A 25,543-nucleotide genomic window follows, 5' to 3' on the forward strand; every position below is an offset into this window, starting at 1 on the left:
GCCGCCTTAGACGCCATGATTCTCTAACTTTTACTAAATGAGCTGAAGCTCATCGACTTAATAACCTAACTTATACCTGCAACAGGGTAGGGTTAACTACATCATTACAAAGAGAATTACATGATTAAATCACTACAAACACATTGGCTTTCAAACATTAAAGGAGATAGTTTAGCTGGCATTGTTGTCGCGCTTGCCCTTATCCCAGAAGCGATCGCTTTTTCAATTATTGCAGGAGTCGACCCAAAAGTGGGGTTGTACGCGTCATTTTGTATCTGTGCTATTACCGCCTTGGTGGGTAGTCGGCCAGGAATGATATCCGGTGCAACTGGGGCGATGGCTCTGCTCATGGTAACCCTTGTTAAAGAACATGGTATTCAATACCTTCTTGCAGCTTCTTTTTTGACTGGCGTGATTCAAATTTCGATAGGTCATTTGAAGTTAGGCAATCTCATGAATTATGTATCAAAGGCCGTCATTACGGGCTTTGTCAATGCGCTAGCAATTCTGATCTTCTTAGCTCAATTACCAGAGCTAACAGATGTTTCAAATAGTGTATATGTGCTTGTTGCGCTAGGGCTCGGCGTTATTTATCTCTTTCCTTACATCCCGGGGTTGGGTCGTTCGATTCCTTCTCCCTTGGTCGCGATTGTTGTTGTGACGACCACTGCCTTACTGTTTAGACTCGATGTAAGAACGATTGGCGATATGGGTAAGTTACCAGATTCTTTACCCACTTTTCTTATTCCAGATGTTCCGCTAAGCATAGAAACATTGACTATTATTTTGCCATATTCCATTGCGTTATCGGTTGTGGGTGTACTTGAGTCACTGATGACAGCAACCATAGTCGATGATTTGACTGATACGGAAAGTGACAAAAACAACGAATGTAAAGGGCAGGGGATTGCGAACATTGTTTCGTCGTTGTTTGGAGGTATGGCTGGTTGCGCTATGATCGGTCAGTCGGTAATAAACATTAAATCCGGCGGATTGACCCGTTTGTCTACTTTAGTTGCAGGGCTCGGTTTACTCTTGATGGTTGTCTTTTTGTCTGATTGGTTAACTATGATCCCCATGGCAGCGTTGGTCTCGGTAATGATCATGGTCTCTATCGGGACTTTCTCTTGGCGCTCGATAGCAGAGCTAAAAGATCATACATGGCCTACCAATGTAACCATGATTGTGACTGTCATAACCGTCGTTGTGACACACAATTTAGCTATAGGCGTGCTGGTTGGCGTTGTATTGTCGACTTTGTTTTATGTACATACAAGCAAGTCCATGGTGTTTATTTCAGATATGGTGATTGTTGAAGATGTCCAGTCGGTTCATAAAATCAGCGGACACGTATTTTTCGCCTCGTCAGATGCATTTATCGACCTGTTTGATTTTGAATCTGCTACCCCAAAAATCACTATTGATACTGCAAACGCTCATTTCTTAGATAACACAGCGGTTGAAGCGTTGGATAAAGTTGTCTTCAAGTTCAGGAAAAAGGGCTCTAAAGTCGAAGTAACAGGGATGAATGAAGTTAGCGAGCGGCTAATTAGAAAACATGCCATGTTCCTCAAACATGAGGAGTTAATGGCAGTCTCGATAACCCACTAGCTTAAAGCCAGCGTATTCGCTGGCTTTTTTTGCATCTAAAACAAGCTATTATCTATATATCAAAACAATATATACGTGTAAGCTCATCGAATTAAAGCGTAGCGAGTAACAAACAGGGTAGGCATATGGCATCAAAGATCGGTTCGGCGATTCAACTTGTATTGGCGCTTTCAATCTTCTATTTGGGTTATACCATTCACAGCATGACCACTAAGGTTGGTGAAATTGTTGAAACTTACCCTCAAGTTATTGCGGACATCAGCACGCTTTCAGACAACTTGCAGATAAATGAGTGGTTAGCCATTGCAGATACGCTTGAGCAGCTTGTTCCGAATGCATTGAAAAGTATTGATGATGTCACTGCAGCGGTGAATGCAACTAATAAAACCGCCGCTTCTATTGACGCAAAACTTCCGTCGATTGTTGAAGAAGTGAGTTTGTATCGCCAGTCTGTCATCCCAGCGGTTATTGATGAAACCAAGCAGTACCGAATTAACGTAATCCCCAAAGTACTGGTAGAGAGTGAAGGTTACAGGCTAGAAACCGTTCCTCTCGTGGTGACTGAATCTCAAGCTCTGCGCCAAGAAATACCGCCAATTTTAGTCAAAGCGGATCAGATTGTTGAGAAAAGCCAAGATATTGCGCAACAAGCTACGCAGGGAGCCGTAAAAGGCGTGATTATGTCGCCCATTGATCTGATTCGTGATGCGGGTAATGAGATAAAGGGAAGAGTAGCGCCAACGGAAGAATAGTGTTTCTAGCAGGCGTAAATCTAATGAGTGGGTTAGGTTGTTATTTGACCAGTTAAAAACTAACCCATTGCAATCATAGCTTCAGCCTATAAGATGAAGTTATCTCAGATCGAGATAACATAGCGCAGGATTTGCTATGCTTTTCCCAACGGATTGTCTTTTACTTAGGACATCTTAATGATTTTCAAAATTACTACCCCGATTCTGGAGCCAACAGAAGGGTCGCCGCATAAGGCTTCAAACAACGTAACCTCTCTTTTTTCTTCTTTAGCACTCTTCCGCTTTTGCAATACCCTCTTGCAGCCTTATTCATTTTCTCGATTTTATTTTTCGTATTGATTCTCCCTTATTTCAGTACGTCTGCGCACCAAGCGCATAGCTTCAAATTTTAAATAATATTTACGGTTTTAGAGAAAATGAATACAAAACTTCTGGGCAGCGCGCTCATTATTTCTGGTACAGCGCTTGGCGCTGGTATGCTTGCAATTCCTATGGTACTAGCCCAATTTGGCTTATTGTACGGAACCCTTTTAATGGTACTGATTTGGTTTGGTACCACATATTCAGCATTACTTTTGCTCGAAGCAACCATCAAATCTGGTGGCGGGTTAGGACTTAACTCGATAGCTCGCAAAACGTTAGGCAAGGGCGGACAACTTGTCTCCAATGGTCTGCTCTATGCTCTGCTCATCTGCCTATTGATGGCATACATTCTTGGCGCAGCAGACTTGTTGTCTCAAGGCCTTTCCGCTCTTGGATTGTCGATTAGCTTCACTCAAAGTCAGATTCTATTTACTTTGATTGCTGGTGCGATTGTTGCGTGCGGTACAGGCGTGATCGATAAGCTTAACCGAGCGCTTTTCTTTGTTATGATCGCAAGCTTGGCGGTTACTTTACTGGTGCTTCTGCCAGAGTTTTCAACGCAAAATCTTGCTCAAGTGAGCAACAACGATCAGATCGGTTTGATTCAAACCAGTGCAGTGCTGTTTACCAGTTTTGGCTTTATGGTTGTGATCCCAAGTTTGGTGACTTACAACAGTGAGGCGACAGACAAGCAGCTAAGAAATATGGTTATTCTTGGTTCTTTGATCCCTTTGTTTTGCTACCTGTGTTGGTTGTTTGCTGTCGTCGGTAACTTGCCGCCAGAACAGCTAAAAGAGTTCGCTAGCGTTTCTGAGTTGATGGCAGGCTTTGAGCATGACGCTCCTTGGATTGGCACAGTGTTGTCTCTGTTTACAGGCTTAGCGCTGCTGACATCTTTCTTCGGTGTTGCAATGTCACTGTTCCACCAAAACAGCGATACCTTCAAACAAAATCGTTTAGTCACTTATGTGCTGACCTTCGTATTGCCATTAATCGGTGCGATCATGGCCGCTGACCAGTTCTTATCTGTTCTGGCTTACGCGGGAATCATCTTGGTATTTCTGGCCGTTTTCGTTCCTCTTGCTATGGTCTACAAACTAAGAATAGCGAACACCTTAAGTGAGCGTTATGCTGCTGAAGGCGGTAATGCAATGATGTTATTTGGGCTGGCTTTTGGTGTGTTCTTGCTTGTGTCGCAAATGATATAGCGATGTTGTTGGCACAATGAATAATAGGCGCTAGTGAATAGCGCCTATTTTTTTATACTTATATTAATTTCCCCATATCTGCGCGACAAACTCTGGATGGTCGATAAATGGGTTTCGATTTCCTTGAAACTCAAATACCGCCTGATTGCGATTTACTTCCTTTGTACTGACAGGATCTTCTTTGTGCCAACGCTTTAGCATTGAAAGAAGCCAAGGTTCAAATACAGTCGTGCTGGTACCGTTGAGCACTGCGTCTGAATTAGTGCTGTTGTTTTGCCAGCTTCCAATCACATTTTCGTAGCGAGTCGCCATATAGAAATACGCACGAGCAAAGTCCCCTTTGAATTCATCTATAGGTTCAAACACCGTACCGTTGTAACCTAATGAACTGCTTGCACTGCCAAGTTTTGAACCATTGCTTGAGACGTATGTTGTACTCGTAACCTCACCAAACGGCCAGTTACTGCGTTTCGCATTAACGTAACCGTCGGTAGCAAACAAGTGATGGGCATCGGAGTTCATCGGTTCTACCTTGCCACCAAACCAGCTTTTAGGGAAAGAGTGCTCTCGATTATAGCAATCGCCTTCTTTACTATATTGGCCACACTGGTCAGTCACTTTAGTGAAGTTAATGGCGTCCGATGTTTCTGGCTTTTCGGAATAGACGTCGAGAATTGAACCATCTTTCTCGTAGTAGTTATCGATGTCGGCGTCTTTAACTAGAGTCCAAATGGCGGAATAGCCGCGACTGTTGTGATCCTTAATGATGTTATACAACGCGGTTTTTAGCTCAAATCCGGATTTCCCTTGTGCAGACTTATAGTAGTCGCTGGTTGGCGGTGGGTTAGTACTGCCAAGAGTAAAGTTAGTGGTTTGGCTGTTTTGGAATTGACCGCCGGACGCGATGACTTCTTGACCATTTTTTAACGAATAAGCGCCATTACCAGAGTTACAGCAAATCCCATCTCCGTAGCTATCTAGGATTGTGAATTGATAGCTGCCATCGTCGAGACAAATATCCTTGGTATAGGTGGTAGAGTTGCTGTAACCCTCTCCGGAAGCGACAACTGTCGAGCCACTGTTTTTGATATTCCAAGACGTCTCTGAACCATATTGGTCAGTAGTCAACGAAAGGGTGAGATTAGTCTTATCACACGTCGATGGCTGAGGGGTAGAGGAGTTTGTTGGTTGGAAATTGTCAACGTACACCGCTTCTGAACCGTCAAAACCAGATATATCGTAAAATCTGAGTCCAACCTGAATGTCTTTACTAGTGGTGGCAGTATACGTATAGGTGAGATCTTGCCACTGGTTTGTTTTGGATGGATCTGAATAATTCTGGTATCCGTCGACAATAAGCCTCGCTTTTACCTTGCCTTCTGTATGGAAGATGGCAGCCGAGAATGGGTACGTTTTTCCTTGTTCCACAGAAATTGTTTGCAAAAAGTCAGTATTGCTCTGCGTGCCTGTATTGATTGTGATCTGAGCGGATAAACCACCGCTCTTTATCTGAACACTCGATGGGGCGACAGATATACCAGAGTCGATAGTTGTCCAGTTAGCGGGTGTGTTTCCATTCCACTGCTCAAAGTCGCCATTTTGTATTTGTGCAAAAGCCATAGGGGAACACATTAATGCGACTAGGGTGAGTTTATTCATTTTTGTTGTCATAGGGTTTCTCATTGGATTAAAAAATCACAACTAAGATAGGTATTTACTATGTCAATAAGTTTAACGTTCGTCGCATTTTCATTTGATTGGATGAATTGGTATTGCAAAATTATGCAGAATATCTCACAAACAACAGATTGGGGTGATATTTACGTCAACAGATATCTCCTGATGTAAATGGGGGATGCGAATGCTGAGCGGCCTACTTACAGAGAACAAAGGTGGCTTAGCCACCTTTGTTTATAATTTTAGGCGAGGGCGTAATAAAAGCCCTGATGTATTTTGGCTCCTAGCTTTGTCAGCAGGTGAGCACATTCTGCCGTTTCTACACCTTCAACAATAATCGTACATTGGTAGGCTTTACCCATAGCAATGAGTTGGCGCACAGTTTCAATTTTCTTTTCGTCTTGACGCATGCCAATAACAAAGTCTCGATCAATTTTGAGGTAGTCTGGCTTAATTTTGCCAATTAATTCGACGTTGTTATTGCCAGTCCCAAAATCATCAATGCTAATTTTACAGCCAAGTGATTTGATTAGACGGATATTGTGGTAAATCTCATCGGTATAATACATCGATGCATTTTCGGTAATCTCGATGGTTAAATAATGGCAATCGTATTGGGCTAAACATTGGTATAGCGAGCGAAAATTGTCGCCTTTCAATAGAGAAGGGCAAACATTGACACTGACCGGAGCAAGCAAGTTAGTCTCTTCAGCATACAAGGTTTTGATTACCAATAGCGTATGAGTGAGCAGTAGATCCCTTGCTATCAGCGTTTCAATAAACTTCTGTGTATTCGAAGTTGTGAAACGAGACAGGGCTTCATAGTGCAGATTTACGTGTCCCTCAGTGTCATAAATAGGTTCAAGTTTCATGCTAAATCGCCTAATACCTAAGAAATACTGGCTAATTGCAATCAAGTTTTTGTACCGCAGCATTATGACCATTAACACGGTAAACAGCAGGATATTACGTATAGGGTTGGATATGTAAAAAAGCTCCGTATAACCTGCATCTGTTTCCTTGCTTATTGACGGTCGCCCATCTGTTTTACCTACCTTGAGTGATGTACCCGTGTTGGTGCAGATCTTAATGCCTTTAAGAAAGAAACTTGATAAATGGCCCTCTATACTTCGAGATAGATTAATGTTCTTTACTCGCACCACCATAGACGTTCCTTTCTTTTCGAACTCATGCATGATGTAGTTACTGTTCTCAAGCCATTGTTCATATTGTTGTTTGCTTACAGGCATAACATGTTCTGGCGTTACTAAGCAGCGAGTATTGTAACGATCGATCATCATACTTGACTCAACAAGCTCTACTTGATCGAACATAGAGCTCAGTGTTGTTTGATCTGTAAAACAGCTTTGCTCTGCGAGAGCGTCTGTGAAGTCGTTAACGTCATTGAAGTAGCTTTGCTTAATAAGGGCATTAATAGTGATGTAGCAAATAAAGACAAAACCAAGACTAGATAGCATTAGAACAAGCCCGAGATCGAAATAGAGTTTTCGATTGGTTAGGCAATGTTTAAGCGCAGTGACGACAGCATGCTTAGCGACTTTATTGACTCTTCTTTGTTGGTCTGCTCCATTTTTTTGATTGTCGTGACTTTCGAAAGGAACGAAATATCCGACCCGATGGATGTTTTCTATGATGTTTTTTCTTGTTTCTAAGTGAGGCTTGATCAGCGTTTTGAATTTTTTACGCAATGAAGCGATAACATTTTTAAAGCCGTTTTCTGGCAGTGTTACCTGGTGATTTTGCGTGAGCTTATTCTCGATGGCTCGCTGGCATATCGGAGAATTTAGCGTTCCGTATGCGGATATAGTGCTTAATATTAGATATTCATTATCAGTAATGGAAAGGGATGCATGTCGTTGGTGATCGATCTCGATTAAGAGTTCGTCTTCCGACAGGCACACACAGATTTGACTTCCAAGTTCAAACCTAATCATTTGAATAATAACCCCTGAGTTGAAAAGGGGATGAAGTTATCAATAAATGAAGCGTTTGGATGTGATTAAATGCGGGCATATCCAAAGTATTTGGATATAGCGACATATTTATATTTTTTTATAAACTAAACCAAATGATGTATTTATTTGGTGAATGGCGTTGTTTGAAGTGATAATAAAAAAGCCCGAGCGATAGCTCAGGCTTTATTCTATAAGGTTTAGCGCGATTAGCAGATGACTTTAACTGCTAGTCCACCCTGAGATGTTTCACGGTATTTAGCATTCATGTCTTTACCCGTCTCTAGCATAGTTTCAATTACTTTATCCAGAGAAACTGTTGGCGCTGAAGAGCGGCGTAGAGCCATACGAGTCGAGTTGATCGCCTTAACAGCAGCGATGCCGTTACGCTCGATACATGGAACCTGTACCTGACCAGCAACTGGGTCACAAGTCAGACCTAGGTTGTGCTCCATTGCGATTTCGGCTGCCATACATACTTGCTCTGGGCTACCACCCATAAGTTCTGCAAGACCCGCTGCCGCCATAGAACATGCCACACCAACTTCTCCCTGACAGCCAACTTCAGCACCAGAGATAGAAGCGTTACGCTTGTATAGACCACCGATTGCACCAGAAGCTGCAAAGTAACGGATGTAGTCTTTCTCTGTGACTGTTTGAATGAACTTGTCGTAGTAAGCCAATACCGCAGGAATAATGCCACAAGCACCGTTAGTTGGCGCAGTCACCACACGGCCACCCGCAGCGTTTTCTTCGTTAACAGCAAAAGCGAACATGTTTACCCAGTCTACAACAGACATAGGGTCATTAGTCGTTTTCTCTGAAGTTAGAAGTTGCTGGCGTAGCGCTGCTGCGCGGCGAGGCACACGTAGAGGACCTGGCAAAATACCTTCCGTATTCATGCCGCGATCCATACACTCACGCATGGTCTTCCAGATGTTAGCAAAGTAAGTGCGAGACTCTTCGTCAGAATGAAGCGCAGCTTGGTTTTTCATTACCAATGTGCTGATAGAAAGGCCGCTTTCCTTACACTGATTCACTAGCTCTTCCGCTGTGGTGAATTCATAAGGAGCTTTTACTGGGTTTTCTTCTTCTTTACCGAAGTTCTCTTCATCAACGATGAAACCACCGCCGATAGAGTAATAAGTCTTAGAGTAAACCTTCTCTTCACCGATCCAAGCATGAATTTGCATGCCATTTTCGTGAAGTTCAAGGTTAGTAGTATGGAAGTTCATACCACCCTCTTTAGGGAACGATACTGTGTGACAGTGCATGCCAACAGGAAGGCGCTCAGTTTCTTCTACGCGAGCGATAAAGCCCGGAATAGAGTCAATATCAACTTTCTCAGGGGTATTGCCTGCAAGACCCATGATGATAGCAATATCTGTGTGGTGACCTTTCCCTGTCAGTGATAGTGATCCATAAACGTCGACGGTAATTTTAGTGATGTCGCGCAATTTTCCCATTGAGCGTAAATCATCAATAAATTCTTTACCTGCTTTCATTGGGCCTACAGTGTGTGAGCTAGAAGGACCAACGCCGATCTTATAGATGTCAAAAACACTAATCATATCGATTACCTCAGAACAAAGCCTCCCAAGGGGTAAGGGAGGCTTATTTATTATCGTTATATTCTTGGTTTAATCAGACTTTATAAAGCCGTAGATTAAAGAGCGCCGTAGATTACAGAAGTAATTGCCGCAATACCACAGATTGCTGTGAAAATCTGTACAGGTGCAGAAGTTTTGTACTTCGCCATAGCTGGCACTTTCTGCATTGCGAATACTGGCATTAGGAATAGGATTGCCGCAATCATTGGCGCACCCATTGTTTCAATCATACCTAGGATGCTTGGGTTAACGATAGCCACGATCCAAGTAGTGATAACGATGAACAGTAGAGAGCCTTTTTCAATCTTGCTAACTGGCGTTTCAGAGCGAGACTTGATTAGACCTACTAGACCTTCGTGAGCACCTAGGAAGTGACCGAAGTAGCTAGATGTGATCGCTGCGAATGCCACTAGTGGACCCATGTAAGAGATAAGTGGTGATTCGTGAACGTTCGCTAGGTAAGAAAGAACTGAGATGTTTTGCTCTTGCGCCATTGCTAGTTGCTCTGGAGACAGAGATAGAACAACTGAGAATACGAAGAACATTACAAAACCCATTAGCATCATCGCTGCGCCGCCAGTGATAGTGTCAGTTTTCTGAACTGCATTTTCACCGTGAACACGACGTTGCTCTTTAGAGAACTGAGAGATTACTGGGCTGTGGTTGAAAGAGAATACGATGATTGGAATTGCTAGCCAAACAACAGATGGCATAGAAGACCAGTCTGGTGCTACTTCTACCATTGAGCTGTTCCAATCTGGAATTAGGTAGAAAGAAAGCGCAAGTAGGATGAACACTAGTGGGTATACCAGTGCAGATGTCGCTTTCAGCATTAGCTCTTTACCAAACACTACGCCCGCAGTCATTGCAGCGATCAGCGCGCCAGATAGCAACCAACGTGGGATAGATTCCATACCCATTTGGTTAACTAGGAAAGAGTCAACCGTGTTTGTGATACCAACACCGTAGATAAGAACGATTGGGTAGATAGCGAAGAAGTAGGCAAAAGTAATAAGGTTTGCGCCAGTCTTACCAAAGTGTTCTTCAACAGTGTCAGTGATATCAGCTTCAGGGTTTTTCGCAGAAAGTACGAAACGAGCAAGAGATTTGTGAGCGAACCAAGTCATTGGTGCTGCGATTAGAGCAAGGATAACTAATGGCCAAAAACCACCCGCTCCAGCTTTGATAGGAAGGAAAAGTACGCCAGCACCTACAGCGGTACCGAAAAGTGATAGACACCAAGTGAAGTCTTTGTAAGTAAACTTACTAGACGATTGTGCGGTCGAAGCCGCAGTAGTTGTAGTATTCATTTTGTGATACTCATTTTTGGGAACAGGAAATAAGTCGGGGGCAATTTTGCATAAAAACCTTGCACGAAAACTAGATCTAAATCATGAATTGATTCAAGTTATAACATGATATGTCAAAAACAGGTTTTTGCTCACGAAAATGATGTGCTACTAGTGATTTATGCTAATGCGATTCATTAGTAAATCTAATGTTGTTATGAATTTGTTTAATGTATGTCTCAGAAAACGTTTCCGTTATTGATAAACAATTTAACTAATGTGAACAGATTTGTTTCATTCATTGGAGTTATTAATGCTGATGCATAATGTGATTTTGCATCGCTTGAATGATTTGCGCTGTCATCCCCCAAATAAAATGAGAATTGTAAGAAAGCCCAAAGACTCGATGTGAAAAATTGTTAACTCGAAATTGCTGACTGTGTAATTTTTCTCTATCTAAAACCACAGAAGCGGGTACCTCAAAAACTTCATCCACTTCATTTTTGTCAATGCGTGTTTGATAATCTGGAGAAATAAATCCCAAGAAAGGAGTGACCGTAAATCGGCTTATTGTGACCAGTTCTGGCATTTGACCAAATATTTCAATTTGGTTTTGCTCAATTCCCACTTCTTCATAAGTTTCTCGTAACGCAGTGTGAGACAAATCGATGTCGCCTGATTCGAATTTCCCTCCTGGGAAGCTGACCTGACCGGGGTGATGTTTCAGGTGCTTGGCTCGGCGAGTGAAAAGAACATTAATGCCGGTTTCGCGTTCGACAAAACCAACCAACACAGAGGCTTTACGTAAGTGAGTTTGATTAAGGTGTGAGACACGGTTGAGAGCTTCTTGGTGATAGTTGACGGTTTGATGCATTTGAAATCGCTGGATCAAGTGGTTTTTATTTAGCTCAGACAACACGTTAGCTCCTGTCGATATTTGAAAAAGCCTTCAATATGGCTCATGCTTTCTACTACACCTATTAGCGCAAGGATAGCGTACTTAATGAAAGGCATTATCTTTACTGAGTTTATGGACTTGGTTGAACAAAAGTTTGGTCTAGAAGAGCTTGATAGCTTACTTTCTGCTGCGGGAGATGATGGCGTCTACACATCCGTTGGTAGTTATGATCATCGCAATTTGGTTAAGCTCATCATGCAACTCAGCATTCGTACTGGTATCTCACCAGAAGATCTTCAACGAGTTTTTGGTCAATCAGTTTTTAATAACCTTTATAACACCTTACCTGATAATAATAGCTTACAAGAGTGCAAGTCGACGTTTCAATTTATCAAATTGGTCGAAGACTATATTCATATCGAAGTCAAAAAGCTGTATCCCGAAGCCAACCCTCCTTCCTTTATATTCATTTCTGAGGCTGAAAGCGAGATGGTCTTTGACTATCGCAGTGCCCGTTGCATGTCGCATGTCTGTTTGGGTCTAATTGAAGGTTGTGGTGAGTTTTTCAAAGAGAAAATCGCAACGACGATGGAAAACTTGTCCGAAGACGGTAGTCAAGTTCGGTTCAAGGTTAGTGTCGTGGGATAACCTAAATGGAAAAGGACACCCCTTTAGAACGAAAGCTAGCCAGAGAAATAGCTGCGCGTAAACAAGCAGAAGCGTTGCTGGAGCAAAAAAGCTTAGAGCTGTATGAATCCAACCAGCACTTGAAGTTGGTATTAACGCAGCTTAAAAAGCAAACCCACAGTGATTTGCATAAGCTTGAATTTGAGCAACATATCAGTGAAGCGCTGATTCACTTCGGGCGCGCCTTCTTGAGCAGAACTCTCGATGATGGCTTGATTGCAAATTTGCTCGAACGTCTGATGGCTTCTTCGGCACTATGTGGCGTTGGCTTGTACATTGAGGCTGAACTTATGACTTCCGTCATAGGTAACGTGTTTGGTTCTGCACAAGTTAAAGATTTAAACTTAGTGAAGCCCTACGCTATTTGGCAGCATAACTCTTTAAAGCTACCGATCGAGGTGGAACATAAGATTGTTGGTGAACTCACGGTCGACTTACTTAGCGAAGATATCGACCGAGAGTTTGTCGTAAATCAGCTATTGCTCGTTGCAGAGTTACTATGCAGCGCGATAAGTCGCCAACTGATTGTGACAAGTAACCAAGAAGCGAGAGCGAGAGCTGAAGAGTCTGAACGCTCGACCAAAGAGTTTGTTGCCATGATCAACCACGAACTCCGAACGCCTCTCAATGGCTTATTAGGCAGTGCTGAACTGTTAGCCGGAACTCAGTTAGATGAAGAGCAACAAACCTTGCTAAGCAACCTCTCACATTCGGGCGACCTGCTTCGCCATATCATCAACGACATTCTCGACTTTAGTAAAATGAGTGCAGGGATGATGCAGCTGATCCCATCTCAGTTTTTATGGTCGGAAATGCGTGAAATGTTGTTAGGGATATTTGAGACGAAAGCACTAGAGAAGGGGGTGGGGTTCGAGATCATTGAGCAAAATACGATCCCAGCGGCCTTCATCGGTGACTTTGAACGTATTAGCCAGATTCTGATCAATTTGGTGGGCAATGCGATTAAGTTTACTTCTCAAGGTGAGGTGACCATTAAAGTCAAATGGGAGAATGAGGGACTACTCTTCGCAGTAACGGATACAGGGATTGGGATCAGTGAAGAGTCGCAAGCGCAATTGTTTACGCCATTTGTACAAGCAGATAGGACAGCGAAGCGAAATTTTGAGGGGACAGGGTTAGGCCTCGCGATCTGCAAAAATCTTGTCGAACTTATGTCGGGTGAAATATCGCTCTCTAGTGAAATAGGGAAAGGCAGTACGTTTACAGTGCTCTTACCGCTTAAACAAACCGCCGAGTGGACGGTTAGCTCAGAACAAGCAGAGCACAAACCCCTGATTAAGCCGCTAGAGGAACTATCTATTCTGGTGGTTGACGATATTCGTATGAATCAAGTCATCATCAATCAAATGTTAAAGAAGCTCTCTATTACTCCCGATATGGCTAATAATGGCCTTGAAGCAATCAAAGCTTTTAACTCCTCCAAGTATGATCTTGTCTTTATGGATTGCCGCATGCCCGAAATGGATGGCTTTGAGGCAACAGCATACTTAAGAGAACAAGCGTATACCTTACCCATTATTGCGTTAACGGCTGGAACTACGCTCGAAGAGCGTGAGAAATGTATCCAGTGCGGTATGGATGATATTTTAACAAAACCCTACACGGCTAAAGATCTAAAATTGATGCTCGAAAAATGGAGCTAACTTTCACCTAGATTGCGGGCACCTTTATAGTCAATCTCGAGATGATAGAAGGTGAGCAAGAATTACTTTTCTTTGTTTGTGTTATGTTATAACATCTCATTGAATCTTAGCTTGTAGTATCTGCCTTAAAGTAGGTAACGTTAAGCTGAGAGCAGAGTTTCAAATTGTTGCATGGGCTAGTTAATTCTCAGGCTTTGGTGTTGAAGGGGTTCTCACTGCTACGTCTATGGTAAGGCTGCCCATGCGACTCTCTTGTTAATGAATGCGCGATAGGCATTAGATGTTTGCCTCAAATCACTCTCTACTCTAAGGTCGGCAGGATTTTACTTAGTTTATCAAGCGTTTCTTGATACTCCGCGTCACACTGGCTATCTGCAACTAGACCGCCCCCCGCCCATACGTGGATATTACCATTCTCAGCGACTAACGTACGAATCGTAATACTAGTGTCCATACGACCATGTCGACTTATATAGCCAATACTGCCGCAATAGGCGCTTCGTCGGTGAGGCTCAAGCTCTTCAATAATTTCCATCGCGCGAATTTTTGGTGCGCCTGTGATGGAACCTCCGGGGAAAGAGGCTTTCAATAAGTCTGCTGCGCTATATTGGTCATCGAGCTTGGCACAAATGGTACTGACTAAATGGTGTACCGCAGGAAAGCTCTCTATATCAAAAAGTTTGGGTACGTGTACGCTGCCAGGTTTCGCCACTCGGCCAACATCGTTTCTTAGTAGGTCAACAATCATCAGATTTTCGGCTTGATCTTTTTCTGCGTTAGCAAGCTCATAAGCCGCTTGTTTATCCAACTGTGGGTCCGTGCTACGAGGGCGAGTACCTTTGATGGGTTTTGTTTCAATCTTGCTGTCTTTCACCTGTAAGAAGCGCTCGGGAGAGACGCTCAAAATTGCACCATGCTCGGTTCTCACAAAAGCGGAAAATGGACCCTGGTTTATGCCTTCGAGCTTTTGGTACGCTTGCCACTCACTGCCTTGGTATGATGCACTAAACCTTTGCGCTAAGTTAATTTGGTAACAGTCACCAGAACGCAGGTACTCTTGAACTTGAGCAAACTTGTCACTGTATGACGCTTTGGTCATATTGGACTGCCAATCATCAATGAGTTCGAACGTATCTCTGTCGGTGTTTTGCTGACTGCAAAGCCACTGCCAATTCTTTTCTGCGTCAATACCAACGACACACGCAGACTTCTCTTGATGATCAACGATCATCGCCCATTCATATAGCCCGATAGCCATATCGGGTGTTTTAAGGTCTTGTGCGGCTATCGAAGGCATCCGCTCAACTCGGCGGCCCAAATCATACGAAAAATACCCCAAAGCACCACCAACAAAAGGCAGTTCACCACAATAGTCGAGCTCAGGCAAAACTTGAGCTTGCACTCGCTTAAGGAGTTCAAACGGGTTTTCGCTGGAGGTTACCTCCACGCCTTCAGTGACGATATAGCTGTCGTTACCAAGGGTGGTAATCGTCGCTTTTGGTTTTGTCACTAATACATCAAATCGGCTATCAACATGAGTGCGTGAAGGCGAGCGCAACAACATTGACCAAGGCAGGTGTTGAATGTTGGCAAAATGCTGAGTTGCAAGGTCTTCTTGATAAGAAATCGGTTTGATTTCTAGGCGATTTGGCTTGATGTTATTCATTTGTTTAATTTGTGACAAAGAGATCGTTGATTACGTGGCGTGTTGAGGAAAGCAAGAGTATCATAATGACAACAAAGGTCGCTACAACAGTGTTTTGCAAATATAAAATCAACGAGCAAACGTTTGTGTTCGACCACAAAAAGGAAGCATAAATATAACGAGGCATGCAATGACCGTAATTCGCCAGCAGGATGTGATCAGCAGTGTTGCTGATGCGCTCCAGTACATTTCTTATTACCATCCATTAGACTTTGTCCAAGCCCTAGAAAAAGCCTATAACCGTGAAGAGAGTCAAGCGGCGAAAGATGCCATTGCTCAAATTCTAATTAACTCTCGTATGTCTGCAGAAGGCCATCGACCGATCTGTCAGGACACTGGTATTGTGACCTGCTTTGTGAATGTGGGCATGGGTGTCCAGTGGGATTCAACCGAACTGACTGTTCAACAAATGGTCGATGAGGGAGTACGCCAAGCTTACACAAACCCAGATAACCCGCTACGTGCTTCTGTTCTTATGGATCCAGCAGGTAAGCGAATCAATACCAAAGACAACACGCCAGCCGTTGTTCACATTAATATGGTGCCGGGTAACAAGGTCGAAATTCAAATTGCGGCCAAAGGTGGCGGCTCTGAAAACAAGACTAAGATGGTGATGCTTAACCCATCGGATGATATTGCTGAATGGGTAGAGAAAACGCTACCAACTATGGGCGCAGGTTGGTGTCCACCAGGTATGCTAGGCATCGGTATTGGTGGTACGGCAGAAAAAGCTGCGGTACTGGCAAAAGAATCTCTGATGGAGCACATCGACATCCAAGAGCTTATTGACCGTGGTCCACAAAATGCAGAAGAAGAGCTTCGCCTAGACATCTTCAATCGCGTTAACAAGCTAGGCATTGGTGCGCAAGGTCTGGGCGGTTTGACTACCGTTGTTGATGTTAAAATTAAAACAGCACCAACTCACGCCGCTTCTAAACCTGTGTGCTTGATTCCAAACTGTGCCGCGACTCGTCACGTACATTTCACATTAGATGGAACAGGCCCTGCAGATCTGCAACCACCTAAGCTTGAAGAGTGGCCTGATATTACTTGGGAAGCGGGAGCAAATACGCGCCGCGTCAACCTAGATGAAGTGACTCAAGAAGAAGTAGAAAAGTGGAAAACAGGTGAAACCGTTTTACTGTCAGGCAAAATCCTAACAGGTCGTGATGCAGCGCATAAACGCATTCAAGGCATGCTGCAAAGTGGTGAAGGCTTGCCTGAAGGTGTCGACTTCAAAGGCAAATTTATCTACTACGTAGGTCCAGTTGATGCTGTGGGTGATGAAGCGGTTGGTCCAGCTGGTCCTACAACCTCTACGCGTATGGATAAGTTTACCGATATGATGCTAGAAGAGACGGGCATCATGGGCATGATTGGTAAAGCCGAGCGCGGGCCTGCAACAGTAGAGTCGATTAAAAAGCATAAAGCGGTGTACCTAATGGCGGTAGGCGGTGCGGCTTACTTGGTTGCTAAGGCGATTAAGAAAGCACGCGTGGTTGCATTTGAAGACTTAGGCATGGAGGCGATCTACGAGTTTGAAGTCGAAGATATGCCTGTTACTGTCGCGGTTGACTCAAGTGGCGCAAACGCTCACCAGATTGGTCCAGACACTTGGAAAGTAAAAATCCAAGAAATGGAAGACCAAGCTTAGCAGTCGTTGTTTAGCTTGTGAGAAATGACTGATTTAATTAGTGAAGATTTGACAGAGGTGGAGCGAATGCTGCACCTTTTGTCTATCTAGTTTAGAGTTGTAACCCTAAGTCAGGAGTAAAAATGCCACGCTTTATTCAAATCTTGCAGATCATCATTGCGGTGGTTATTGGTGCTTTCGTCGGATATGACCTTATTCTCCATGGCATCAGTATCTTCGATGAAAAGTATGTCACGATTAGCTGTGCTCTGTTTGTGCTGTTAGAAATCGCCCTGTTTGTCATCTATAAATTGATCGAAGACGACTAACGTTTGCCGTTTTCGTTGATACACTAAGCCTCTGATTGTTATCAGGGGCTTTTTTGTTCATCTAGGATTAAGATTAGAGTCGCTAAGCTACCAGTGTGATTGAAACAAAGAGAATGTGAATGAAGCAAATTACTCAAGAAGTAAATGATTTACTTAGTCGTACTATGGATTCCCATGTCCGTATTGCCGTGACAGGTCTTTCTAGAGCCGGTAAAACTGCATTTATTAGCTCGCTCGTTAATCAGCTTCTCCATACTTCAACTCATGAAAATCTACCGCTATTTGCCGCTGCACGGGACAAAAGATTAGTCGGCGCCAAGCGTGAACCGCAAACCAATATGCTCGTTCCGCGTTTTGCTTACGACGAGGCGATGCAGCATGTGCACTTAGATCCTCCGATTTGGCCGGAACCGACTCGCGACGTGAGTGAGATCCGACTGGCAGTTAAATATCGTCCGCAGAAAAAGACTAAAAAACTGTTTGGTAGTACATCTACTTTGCATATCGATATTATCGATTACCCGGGTGAGTGGTTACTTGATTTACCCCTGCTTGATATGGACTTTCATCAGTGGTCGCAAAGTCAGTTCGAGGCGTTGAAAGGTAAGCGAAAAGAATTGGCGCAGTCTTGGCTAGAACGGCTCGAACAGATTGATTTAACCGCGGAGTTAGATGAAAACCTTCTTGCAGAAATATCTGAGCTTTACACTGAATTTCTCCATAACTGCAAAGAGCAAGGTTTGCATTGGGTGCAGCCGGGTAGGTTTGTGTTGCCCGGAGACTTAGAAGGAGCACCTGTGCTTCAGTTTTTCCCGTGTCAGATTGAACAACAAAGCAAAGTAGAGAAAGGCTCTAACTTAGCTATGCTCAAAGCGCGTTATCAGGAGTACCAACAGAAAGTGGTTAAAGCGTTCTACAAACATCACTTTTCGACTTTTGACCGTCAAATCGTGCTGGTGGACTGCTTACAACCGCTCAATGCGGGATACGAATCTTTCCACGATATGCGTCATGCACTAGAACAGATAATGCACAGTTTCCGCTATGGACGAAGTAATATCTTGAAGCGTTTGTTTGCACCTCGAATCGATAAAATATTGTTTGCAGCAACTAAAGCTGACCATGTTACGCCGGAGCAGCACACCAATTTGGTTTCTTTGCTGCAGCAAATGGTGCATCCGGCATGGCAAACCGCGTCGTACGAGAATATTGAAATGAACTGCATGACCATGGCATCGATACAGGCAACGCAAGCAGGTTTTATTAGTAAGGGCGATCAATCTTACCCTGCGATTCAAGGGGTAACTATGGATGAGCAAGCTCTAACAGTATTTCCCGGAGAAGTACCCAAAAAGCTGCCGGCTCAAGATTACTGGCATGAGAAGGGCTTCGAGTTTGCCACCTTTAGACCCCAGCAATCTTCATCGGATGAGCCTTTGCCGCATATCCGTATGGATAAAGCACTTGAATACTTAATCGGAGATAAGCTGAAATGACAAACAGTGATAAAGCGCAGTTTAAACAAAAGCAGGTCTTCGATGATGCTTTGCACAGCGAGCAAGAAGACGTACAACCTGATTTGACCGCTCACATGCAGTTTGAGCAGTCCGAGCAGTTCGTGCCTGTTGAAATCGATAATGAACAGGAGGATACCGCAGCAGAAGCTGAGCTAGAGCAGGTCATAAGACCAAAATCAGGTTCGAGATGGCTAGCGACTACTCTGGTCGGTACCTTTGCGGGCTTGGTCGGTTGGCAAGCGGTAGACAACGTTGTCTCTGCAATTCAAACCACAGACTGGCTCGCCTTGGGTTGGTCAGGTTTTATCGCGACGGTGTCTTTACTTGGTGTTAGTGCAATTGGCAAAGAGTTGTTTAAACTTCGCAGGCTGCGTAATCACTTTAGTGTTCAGGAGCAAAGTGAAGCACTCGTCAACTCGGACAGTGTTGGTCAAGGTCAGGCGTTTTGCGAATCGGTAGCAAAACAGTCTGGTATTAAACGAGAATCACCGAGCTATGACCGTTGGGTGAACAGCATTAATACGTCGCACAGCGATGCTGAAATCCTCGACATGTATGACGCTATGGTGGTGGCTGAACAAGATAAAGTTGCGACAAAAATCGTATCTCAGCATGCAACGGAATCTGCGGCTCTTGTTGCGATAAGCCCTTTGGCTGTTGCTGACATGATGTTAGTTGCTTGGCGCAATTTCAAAATGATCGACAATCTGGCTGAGGTTTATGGCGTGGAGCTTGGTTATTGGTCACGTTTGAAATTGTTTAAAGCGACATTGGTTAATATGGCGGCCGCTGGCGCGAGTGAGTTGGCGGTTGATGCCAGTATGGATCTGATGTCTATGGACTTAGCGGGAAAGGTATCTGCTCGGGCAGGGCAGGGGCTAGGCGTCGGGATTCTTACCGCGAGGCTCGGGTTGAAGGCAATGTCATTGTTACGTCCAATCCCTTGGCACAAGGACAGACAAGTTAAATTGGGGGCAATACGAAAACAGATTGTTGAAAAAGTCGCCGCAATTACTATCAAATAGTGCGAATGTGAAGCAGGCAATATCTGTTTGCTTGACGAGGATCTAGGCTTAAGGGAAACTACTGTCAACTTTTCGTGACACCTTATTTAGGGACTTATCCGTGCGTCTTGAAGTTTTCTGTGAAGACAGACTTGGTCTGACTCGTGAATTGCTCGATATTCTTGCTTCTAAAAATCTCGATCTTCGAGGCATTGAAATCGATGTTTCCGGGATCATCTACTTAAACTGCCCAGATATCGACTTTGATACTTTTAGCGAGTTGATGGCGGAGATTCGCCGCATCTCAGGGGTGAAAGACGTTCGCAAGATTCAGTTCATGCCAATTGAACGTCACAATAACGAGCTTATTTCTCTTCTCAATAACCTGCCAGAGCCAGTACTGGCGATTGACCTAAAAGGTCATGTAGATATGGCGAACCATGCGGCATTGTCGCTGTTTGGTTGTGAAGAGAGTGAGATGATTGGTCACCAAATCTCTACGCTACTTCCAAGCTTTAATTTTACCAAATGGGTAGAAGGCAAGATTGCTCGTCAACGTGAAGAAATCGTTATTAGCGGGCTAGATTACATGATGGAAATCATGCCTGTTTACATCTCAGACGAGTCAAACGAGTCAGTGTTAGCAAGTACTGTGATGATCATTCGCTCTACTCAAGAAAAACCACTGTTTGACGACTCGCTCCCTCTACACAATAACCTTGGCTTTGAACATTTTGTTGGTGTCTCTAATCGACACAAAGCACTGATCAGCCAAGCGAAGAAACTCTCTATGCTTGACCAGCCTCTGCTTATTCAAGGTGAAACAGGTACAGGTAAGGAGATGCTCGCGCGCGCGTGCCACAATCGTTCTCATAGAGCTGCGAATCCTTTTCTAGTATTGAGCTGTGCTTCAATGCCAGATGGTGTTGCCGAAACAGAGTTGTTTGGTCACGCACCAGGGTCATTTAACCATGAGCAAGGCCACAAGGGGATCTTCGAGCAGGCAAATGGGGGGACGGTATTTCTCGACGAAATCGGTGAGATGAGCCCACACCTGCAAATCAAACTGCTGCGCCTACTCCAAGATGGTACTTTCCGTCGTGTGGGCGAAGAAGATGAAATTCATGTCGATGTGCGCGTAATTGCGTCAACGCGTCATCAGTTAGCAGATTTAGCTGAATCTGGCTCGTTCCGTGAAGACCTGTTCTATCGCCTAAACGTACTGACCTTGCTGATTCCACCACTAAGAGAGCGCTCGAATGATATAGCGCCGTTGCTGGAGTTGTTTGTGGCTAAGTACGTAAAGCAGCTTGGCATTAGCAAACCTTCAATTGATGAGACTTTGGTTGATCAGTTGGTGAGCTATCAATGGCCAGGAAATATGCGCCAGCTCGAAAACATGGTGCTTCGTGCATTAACTGAACTTGAATCAGACATCCTGACTGCTGAGCTATTCCACTTACCTCAATTAGAATCTTCGTCTTCGAATGCACCTGCTCTAAACCTAGATGGCTCTCTAGATGAAATCATGAAAGAGTATGAGTCTCAGGTTTTGGAACGTCTTTATCAGTCATTCCCTTCGAGTCGTAAGTTAGCCAAGCGCTTAAACGTTTCGCACACATCAGTCGCGAACAAGTTGCGTGAATATGGAATCAGAAAAAACTAGATGGAAAGAATCAGTACCCCCACTTCAGTGTATGAAGTGGATGACGACATTGTGGTTCGCACTGCGGAACCAACGGATGGCTATTTAATATCTGAATATTTTATTGCTAATCGAGCGCACTTGAAAGAGTGGGAGCCGAAGCGTGAAGAGGGCTTCTTTACCTTGTCTGGTTGGACGCAAAAGTTGATTAAACTCAATGAGCTACACAGAATGGGCCTTGGTTACTATTTGTTGATCATTGATAAAGAGAGCAACGAAATGCTGGGAACTGTGTCGTTTAGTAACATATCACGTTTTCCATTCCATGCTTGTAGCGTTGGCTATTCACTGGCTGCAAATGCCCAAGGTAGAGGAGCAATGACGCGCGCTCTTAAGCTTGCCGTTGACTATATGTTCAGCGTTCAGAACATTCACAGAATAATGGCGAGTTACATGCCTCGTAACCATCGTAGTGAAGCCGTTCTTGAGCGTGTTGGCTTTACTAAAGAAGGTTTTGCTAAAGACTATTTATTGATTAATGGTCAGTGGGAAGACCACAATCTGACTTCACTTATTAACCCGAACTGGAAAGGTGCGTAAAAGTGGAACGACTTGAGAAACAACTCGCGTTACTTATGGAGCTTGATCAACTAAAGTCGGTGTTAAGACGGACTCGGGTAAAAAGTGCCGAAGGACGTTTTGAAAACAGTGCTGAGCACAGTTGGCATGTCGCATTGATGGCAATATTAATGGAAGAGCATGCTAACGAGCCAGTTGATATTGCGCGAGTAGTGAAGATGCTACTGATCCATGACGTTGTAGAAATTGATGCCGGTGATACCTTTGTTTATGATGTTGCCGCAACCGCTGAACAAGAGCAAAAGGAACTCGATGCCGCGCAACGTCTGTTTGGTATGCTACCCGCAGAACAAGAACAATCGCTGTTGCAATTGTGGTTAGAGTTTGAATCTGCGCAAACTGCCGATGCAAAGTTTGCTAAAGCTTTGGATAGAATTATTCCCATGCTGCTCAACTATCATAATCAAGGACAAAGCTGGCAAGAGCATGGTGTCACAAGACACCAAGCTTTAACCATCAATCAAAAAATTGAATTTGGCTCGCAGGCACTGTGGGACAAAGCGAAACAAATTATTGACGACGCCACAAATAAAGGCTGGCTAAAAGCGTAATGCTTTAAGAGGAAAATTAATGTCTTACCTAACTTTGGATGAATACCAAAGAAAATGGATTTTCACCCATCAATCTATGCCTGTGCCAGAAGAGGATTTGGCTGCAATTAAGCCAATGACACAGGCGCGCGCGTCTCAATTGTGGAAAGAGAACATTAGCGCGCAAAGCCCTGATGCTGAACGCTTAAGTTCAAGTGATTGGCCAATGAAAGAGTCTAATTGGCAACAAACGATAGATTGGATGGCTGCATGGGAAGCGGACGAAGAAGCCATGCCTCACGAGTTAGAAGAGTTCATTGACTGGCAAGATGATGTGACCGTGTATTTTTGCTATGAAAAATACAATGTTATCGAAACGAAATGGTCTGTATTTAAGAAGCATTGGAAGAACTTCTTATTCTATGATGATGGTCCTATTTTAATTGGACGTCGCCGAAAGGAAGCACTTTGGTTCGATACTCAAGGAACCGTAAAGTTAGGTTTCAGGAAATAGAAAGGAAAGAGCAGCGAAGGCTGCTCTTTTTTATGGTACCTGTTTCATATTTTTAGTGTCTGTCTATACTTTGACTATGGACGCAAAGTGACATGGAACAAGTCATGGAAGATAAGATAATCCAATCTGTCGTTGAAATTACAGAGCAACGTAACTCGGTTTCCCTAGGTCATTGCCTTGTCGCTACACTTGCAGAAATGACACCTGCCCAATCGATTGAGTTGACTTACTTTATCAATAGCACCGCAAAAACAGTTGCAAAGGTAACACGAGCACCCGGGCAGAAAGAGTTTGACTGGGTTTACGATTCTATTTCTGTCTATAACGGTAATCGTGCTCACCTTAACGACAAGGCCACGACTTCTATTGATGAAAAGGGCCAATATGTTTCGACACATCCCATTCCTGTTTCTGAAGATAGCTCAGCCGAACTCATCGTGATTTTTCAAGAGTGTCCAAATAGCTACGAGTTATTGATTGATGGTTTCGCGAAAATCTATCGTAATTATTTAGCCGTTTTACACGATAGTGAGCGAGACAAACTGACGGGATTGTTGAATCGCAAGACACTAGAAGAGCGCTTAGCACGTTGTTTTAACGTTATGCCTGATACACCAGTCGAAATTACTGCCTGGGTTGCCATCATTGATTTAGACCATTTTAAGCAAGTGAATGACCGTTTTGGTCACATGATTGGCGATGAAATACTATTGATGTTTGCCCAGCAGATGAGCAACTATTTCACCGGACAGGAACAGTTGTTCCGCTATGGTGGAGAAGAGTTTGTTATTCTGTTACCTCAACAAAGTGTTGAGCAATGTAGAACTACGCTTGATGGATTTCGCCTCCATATTGAATCTTTTAGATTTCCTCAAATTAACAGCTTAACCTTTAGCTGTGGTGTTTGCGGTATCACACCTCACGAGTACTTGCCGACTATACTGGATCACGCAGACAGCGCACTCTACTACGTCAAAGAACATGGAAGAAATCGAGTACACTTCTTCGATGCAGAATGCTTAGATCGTTATGACAATGGAGGAAATGACGTAGAACTCTTCTAAATGATCATTTTGATCATGCTAACTTTAGGAAAAGTAAAGATTAAATCCATAGTAATAATGTGACTTTTAGCCCAATAATTTGTCTATTTTTTGCGACCATTATGTAATTTGTTATTATTATTTAGACGAATGCTTCCAACGCGTTATTTTTACAAATCACTAGAGTCTTAGGGAAAAGCAGTGGCTTTGAATTTATCTCAACTACGCGAAGATTTTTACGCTCAGATTAGTGCGGTACAGTCGTATGCACTACCGCAAACAAAGCCAACTTTGTCTTTGCTGACTGACGAAGAACTCAGAGAACTTGAGGCCTGTTGGATAGCACTTTCTGTGTGGAAAAACCAACAAGACTAATTGCTTGAAGCTAACGGTACAAGATTCATGAACCTCGTAACTTAGGTTATCGAGGTTTTTTATTGTCTTGAGGTTAAAATGTTATAATATAACATTTTGTGATCTAATCATTGAAAAGATGAGTAATAGTCCCCATAGTTAACTTCATAGCGGAGCATTTCGATGAATGCAGCGACAGATATAATAAAGACAGAGATTCAAGTGAGTAAAAATATGGCGGAAGTAAGAGCCAGAGTCGACTTCAAAGTAGGTGCAAAGAGCAACATTGATGCGGAGTTGCTTTCCTTTCATGGTTTGAATACAGATAAAGAGCATGTTGCCGTTATCTTCAAACAAGCGGATCAAGCTCAAGCGACACCACTTGTCCGCATGCATTCAGAATGCCTCACTGGGGACGTATTCCATTCATCTCGCTGTGATTGTGGTGAGCAGTTAGACGAAACCATCAATCGTATGGGTGAGTCTGGCGGGATTATTTTATATCTAAGACAAGAAGGTCGTGGTATCGGTTTGTACAATAAGATTGATGCGTACAAGCTGCAAAGCGAGGGCATGAATACCTACGAAGCGAACAACCACTTGGGGTTTGGTGATGATCTACGTGACTTTACTGAAGCTGCGCAGATGTTGAAAGCTTTGGGTGTAGAAAGAATTCGTTTAGTGACAAACAACCCTAAAAAGATTCGTGATCTTAAGCAACATGGCATTGAGATCGAAGAGGTTGTCAATACCTTAGCGCATGTTAAGGACGGTAATGAGAATTACCTTAAAGCCAAAATATCTCACGGAAAGCATAACCTCGACGTTTAAGCTATTGAGCTGCCTATGTTGATAAAAGCCTCACTTTTGTGAGGCTTTTTTGTTTCCTGCTTGCAAA

Annotated in this window: 22 protein-coding genes; 16 read left to right on the top strand and 6 right to left on the bottom strand. The window is 43.6% G+C overall.

Going from position 1 to position 25,543, the window contains the following annotated elements; all coding sequences use genetic code 11:
• Nucleotides 1-120 precede the first annotated feature (120 nt).
• From AC6R16_RS09010 to AC6R16_RS09020, 3 genes are all read left to right on the top strand, one after another.
• A complete protein-coding gene (locus AC6R16_RS09010) occupies nt 121-1,611 on the top strand; it encodes a SulP family inorganic anion transporter (RefSeq protein ID WP_500674182.1) in 1,491 nt (496 codons plus the stop codon).
• Nucleotides 1,612-1,736: 125 nt separating this feature from the next.
• Nucleotides 1,737-2,363: a hypothetical protein gene (locus AC6R16_RS09015; RefSeq protein WP_500674183.1), complete on the top strand. Its 627-nt coding sequence runs from the start codon at nt 1,737-1,739 to the stop codon at nt 2,361-2,363.
• Nucleotides 2,364-2,779: 416 nt separating this feature from the next.
• Entirely contained in the window at nt 2,780-3,934 is a 1,155-nt protein-coding gene (locus AC6R16_RS09020) for an amino acid permease (RefSeq protein ID WP_500674184.1), read from the top strand.
• Between the two features lie 63 nt (nt 3,935-3,997).
• Here AC6R16_RS09020 and AC6R16_RS09025 read toward each other — a convergent pair whose 3' ends face one another.
• The 5 genes from AC6R16_RS09025 to AC6R16_RS09045 all read right to left on the bottom strand — a co-directional run bounded on the left by AC6R16_RS09025 (nt 3,998) and on the right by AC6R16_RS09045 (nt 11,402).
• Nucleotides 3,998-5,605 carry an endonuclease gene (locus AC6R16_RS09025; protein WP_500674185.1) on the bottom strand — a complete coding sequence of 536 codons (1,608 nt, stop codon included), beginning with the start codon at nt 5,603-5,605 and terminating at the stop codon, nt 3,998-4,000.
• A gap of 248 nt (nt 5,606-5,853) precedes the next feature.
• Nucleotides 5,854-7,566: a cyclic di-GMP phosphodiesterase TpdA gene (tpdA, locus tag AC6R16_RS09030; protein WP_500674186.1), complete on the bottom strand. Its 1,713-nt coding sequence runs from the start codon at nt 7,564-7,566 to the stop codon at nt 5,854-5,856.
• Between the two features lie 227 nt (nt 7,567-7,793).
• Complete coding sequence (locus AC6R16_RS09035; protein ID WP_500674187.1) at nt 7,794-9,155, bottom strand: L-serine ammonia-lyase; 1,362 nt, start codon at nt 9,153-9,155, stop codon at nt 7,794-7,796.
• A 95-nt stretch (nt 9,156-9,250) separates the two neighbouring features.
• Nucleotides 9,251-10,504, bottom strand: a complete 1,254-nt coding sequence (locus AC6R16_RS09040; RefSeq protein ID WP_494504859.1) for an aromatic amino acid transport family protein — start codon at nt 10,502-10,504, stop codon at nt 9,251-9,253.
• A gap of 289 nt (nt 10,505-10,793) precedes the next feature.
• Nucleotides 10,794-11,402 carry a CoA pyrophosphatase gene (locus AC6R16_RS09045; protein ID WP_500641966.1) on the bottom strand — a complete coding sequence of 203 codons (609 nt, stop codon included), beginning with the start codon at nt 11,400-11,402 and terminating at the stop codon, nt 10,794-10,796.
• Between the two features lie 84 nt (nt 11,403-11,486).
• Here AC6R16_RS09045 and AC6R16_RS09050 point away from each other — a divergent pair, with 84 nt between their 5' ends.
• Both AC6R16_RS09050 and AC6R16_RS09055 read left to right on the top strand, forming a co-directional pair.
• On the top strand, nt 11,487-12,029 hold the full coding sequence (locus tag AC6R16_RS09050; protein ID WP_500674188.1) for a heme NO-binding domain-containing protein: 543 nt from the start codon (nt 11,487-11,489) through the stop codon (nt 12,027-12,029).
• A gap of 5 nt (nt 12,030-12,034) precedes the next feature.
• Nucleotides 12,035-13,732 (top strand): ATP-binding protein, encoded by a 1,698-nt coding sequence (locus tag AC6R16_RS09055; RefSeq protein ID WP_500641968.1) that lies wholly within the window; start codon nt 12,035-12,037, stop codon nt 13,730-13,732.
• Nucleotides 13,733-14,033: 301 nt separating this feature from the next.
• Here the strand turns inward: AC6R16_RS09055 and pabB are convergent, their stop codons facing one another.
• Nucleotides 14,034-15,398, bottom strand: a complete 1,365-nt coding sequence (gene pabB, locus AC6R16_RS09060; protein ID WP_500674189.1) for an aminodeoxychorismate synthase component 1 — start codon at nt 15,396-15,398, stop codon at nt 14,034-14,036.
• 169 nt (nt 15,399-15,567) lie between these two features.
• On the opposite strand from pabB, the gene AC6R16_RS09065 reads away from it, so the two are divergent.
• From AC6R16_RS09065 to AC6R16_RS09115, 11 genes are all read left to right on the top strand, one after another.
• The gene (locus AC6R16_RS09065) at nt 15,568-17,091 is read left to right on the top strand and encodes a fumarate hydratase (RefSeq protein WP_500674190.1); all 1,524 of its coding nucleotides are present in this window, start codon (nt 15,568-15,570) and stop codon (nt 17,089-17,091) included.
• Between the two features lie 122 nt (nt 17,092-17,213).
• Nucleotides 17,214-17,399, top strand: coding sequence for a hypothetical protein (locus AC6R16_RS09070; RefSeq protein ID WP_004746177.1), 186 nt, complete (start codon nt 17,214-17,216; stop codon nt 17,397-17,399).
• Between the two features lie 119 nt (nt 17,400-17,518).
• On the top strand, nt 17,519-18,895 hold the full coding sequence (locus AC6R16_RS09075) for a YcjX family GTP-binding protein (protein WP_500674191.1): 1,377 nt from the start codon (nt 17,519-17,521) through the stop codon (nt 18,893-18,895).
• Nucleotides 18,892-19,941: a YcjF family protein gene (locus AC6R16_RS09080; protein WP_500674192.1), complete on the top strand. Its 1,050-nt coding sequence runs from the start codon at nt 18,892-18,894 to the stop codon at nt 19,939-19,941. Before AC6R16_RS09075 ends, AC6R16_RS09080 begins: the two co-directional genes overlap by 4 nt.
• Before the next feature lie 100 nt (nt 19,942-20,041).
• The gene (gene tyrR / locus AC6R16_RS09085; protein WP_500641973.1) at nt 20,042-21,586 is read left to right on the top strand and encodes a transcriptional regulator TyrR; all 1,545 of its coding nucleotides are present in this window, start codon (nt 20,042-20,044) and stop codon (nt 21,584-21,586) included.
• Complete coding sequence (gene rimJ, locus AC6R16_RS09090) at nt 21,587-22,165, top strand: ribosomal protein S5-alanine N-acetyltransferase (RefSeq protein ID WP_500641974.1); 579 nt, start codon at nt 21,587-21,589, stop codon at nt 22,163-22,165.
• Nucleotides 22,166-22,167: 2 nt separating this feature from the next.
• On the top strand, nt 22,168-22,755 hold the full coding sequence (locus tag AC6R16_RS09095; protein WP_500674193.1) for an HD domain-containing protein: 588 nt from the start codon (nt 22,168-22,170) through the stop codon (nt 22,753-22,755).
• Nucleotides 22,756-22,774: 19 nt separating this feature from the next.
• Nucleotides 22,775-23,248, top strand: coding sequence for a DUF2947 domain-containing protein (locus AC6R16_RS09100; RefSeq protein ID WP_500641976.1), 474 nt, complete (start codon nt 22,775-22,777; stop codon nt 23,246-23,248).
• Nucleotides 23,249-23,352: 104 nt separating this feature from the next.
• Nucleotides 23,353-24,312 carry a GGDEF domain-containing protein gene (locus AC6R16_RS09105; protein WP_500674194.1) on the top strand — a complete coding sequence of 320 codons (960 nt, stop codon included), beginning with the start codon at nt 23,353-23,355 and terminating at the stop codon, nt 24,310-24,312.
• 180 nt (nt 24,313-24,492) lie between these two features.
• A complete protein-coding gene (locus AC6R16_RS09110) occupies nt 24,493-24,666 on the top strand; it encodes a hypothetical protein (protein WP_500641978.1) in 174 nt (57 codons plus the stop codon).
• Between the two features lie 162 nt (nt 24,667-24,828).
• The gene (locus AC6R16_RS09115; RefSeq protein ID WP_500641979.1) at nt 24,829-25,476 is read left to right on the top strand and encodes a GTP cyclohydrolase II; all 648 of its coding nucleotides are present in this window, start codon (nt 24,829-24,831) and stop codon (nt 25,474-25,476) included.
• Nucleotides 25,477-25,543 lie beyond the last annotated feature (67 nt).

This window comes from Vibrio sp. R10-SG3-ISO10, assembly GCF_059834185.1.

What these genes read in the sequence shown, in the direction of transcription:
- AC6R16_RS09075 (WP_500674191.1), top strand. Translation starts at nt 17,519, where the DNA reads ATGAAGCAAATTACTCAAGAAGTAAATGATTTACTTAGTCGTACTATG.
- tpdA (WP_500674186.1), bottom strand. Translation starts at nt 7,566, where the DNA reads ATGATTAGGTTTGAACTTGGAAGTCAAATCTGTGTGTGCCTGTCGGAA.
- AC6R16_RS09035 (WP_500674187.1), bottom strand. Translation starts at nt 9,155, where the DNA reads ATGATTAGTGTTTTTGACATCTATAAGATCGGCGTTGGTCCTTCTAGC.
- AC6R16_RS09105 (WP_500674194.1), top strand. Translation starts at nt 23,353, where the DNA reads ATGGAAGATAAGATAATCCAATCTGTCGTTGAAATTACAGAGCAACGT.
- AC6R16_RS09040 (WP_494504859.1), bottom strand. Translation starts at nt 10,504, where the DNA reads ATGAATACTACAACTACTGCGGCTTCGACCGCACAATCGTCTAGTAAG.
- AC6R16_RS09020 (WP_500674184.1), top strand. Translation starts at nt 2,780, where the DNA reads ATGAATACAAAACTTCTGGGCAGCGCGCTCATTATTTCTGGTACAGCG.
- AC6R16_RS09065 (WP_500674190.1), top strand. Translation starts at nt 15,568, where the DNA reads ATGACCGTAATTCGCCAGCAGGATGTGATCAGCAGTGTTGCTGATGCG.
- pabB (WP_500674189.1), bottom strand. Translation starts at nt 15,398, where the DNA reads ATGAATAACATCAAGCCAAATCGCCTAGAAATCAAACCGATTTCTTAT.
- AC6R16_RS09055 (WP_500641968.1), top strand. Translation starts at nt 12,035, where the DNA reads ATGGAAAAGGACACCCCTTTAGAACGAAAGCTAGCCAGAGAAATAGCT.
- AC6R16_RS09010 (WP_500674182.1), top strand. Translation starts at nt 121, where the DNA reads ATGATTAAATCACTACAAACACATTGGCTTTCAAACATTAAAGGAGAT.
- AC6R16_RS09050 (WP_500674188.1), top strand. Translation starts at nt 11,487, where the DNA reads ATGAAAGGCATTATCTTTACTGAGTTTATGGACTTGGTTGAACAAAAG.
- AC6R16_RS09100 (WP_500641976.1), top strand. Translation starts at nt 22,775, where the DNA reads ATGTCTTACCTAACTTTGGATGAATACCAAAGAAAATGGATTTTCACC.
- AC6R16_RS09025 (WP_500674185.1), bottom strand. Translation starts at nt 5,605, where the DNA reads ATGACAACAAAAATGAATAAACTCACCCTAGTCGCATTAATGTGTTCC.
- AC6R16_RS09070 (WP_004746177.1), top strand. Translation starts at nt 17,214, where the DNA reads ATGCCACGCTTTATTCAAATCTTGCAGATCATCATTGCGGTGGTTATT.
- AC6R16_RS09015 (WP_500674183.1), top strand. Translation starts at nt 1,737, where the DNA reads ATGGCATCAAAGATCGGTTCGGCGATTCAACTTGTATTGGCGCTTTCA.
- AC6R16_RS09115 (WP_500641979.1), top strand. Translation starts at nt 24,829, where the DNA reads ATGAATGCAGCGACAGATATAATAAAGACAGAGATTCAAGTGAGTAAA.
- rimJ (WP_500641974.1), top strand. Translation starts at nt 21,587, where the DNA reads ATGGAAAGAATCAGTACCCCCACTTCAGTGTATGAAGTGGATGACGAC.
- AC6R16_RS09080 (WP_500674192.1), top strand. Translation starts at nt 18,892, where the DNA reads ATGACAAACAGTGATAAAGCGCAGTTTAAACAAAAGCAGGTCTTCGAT.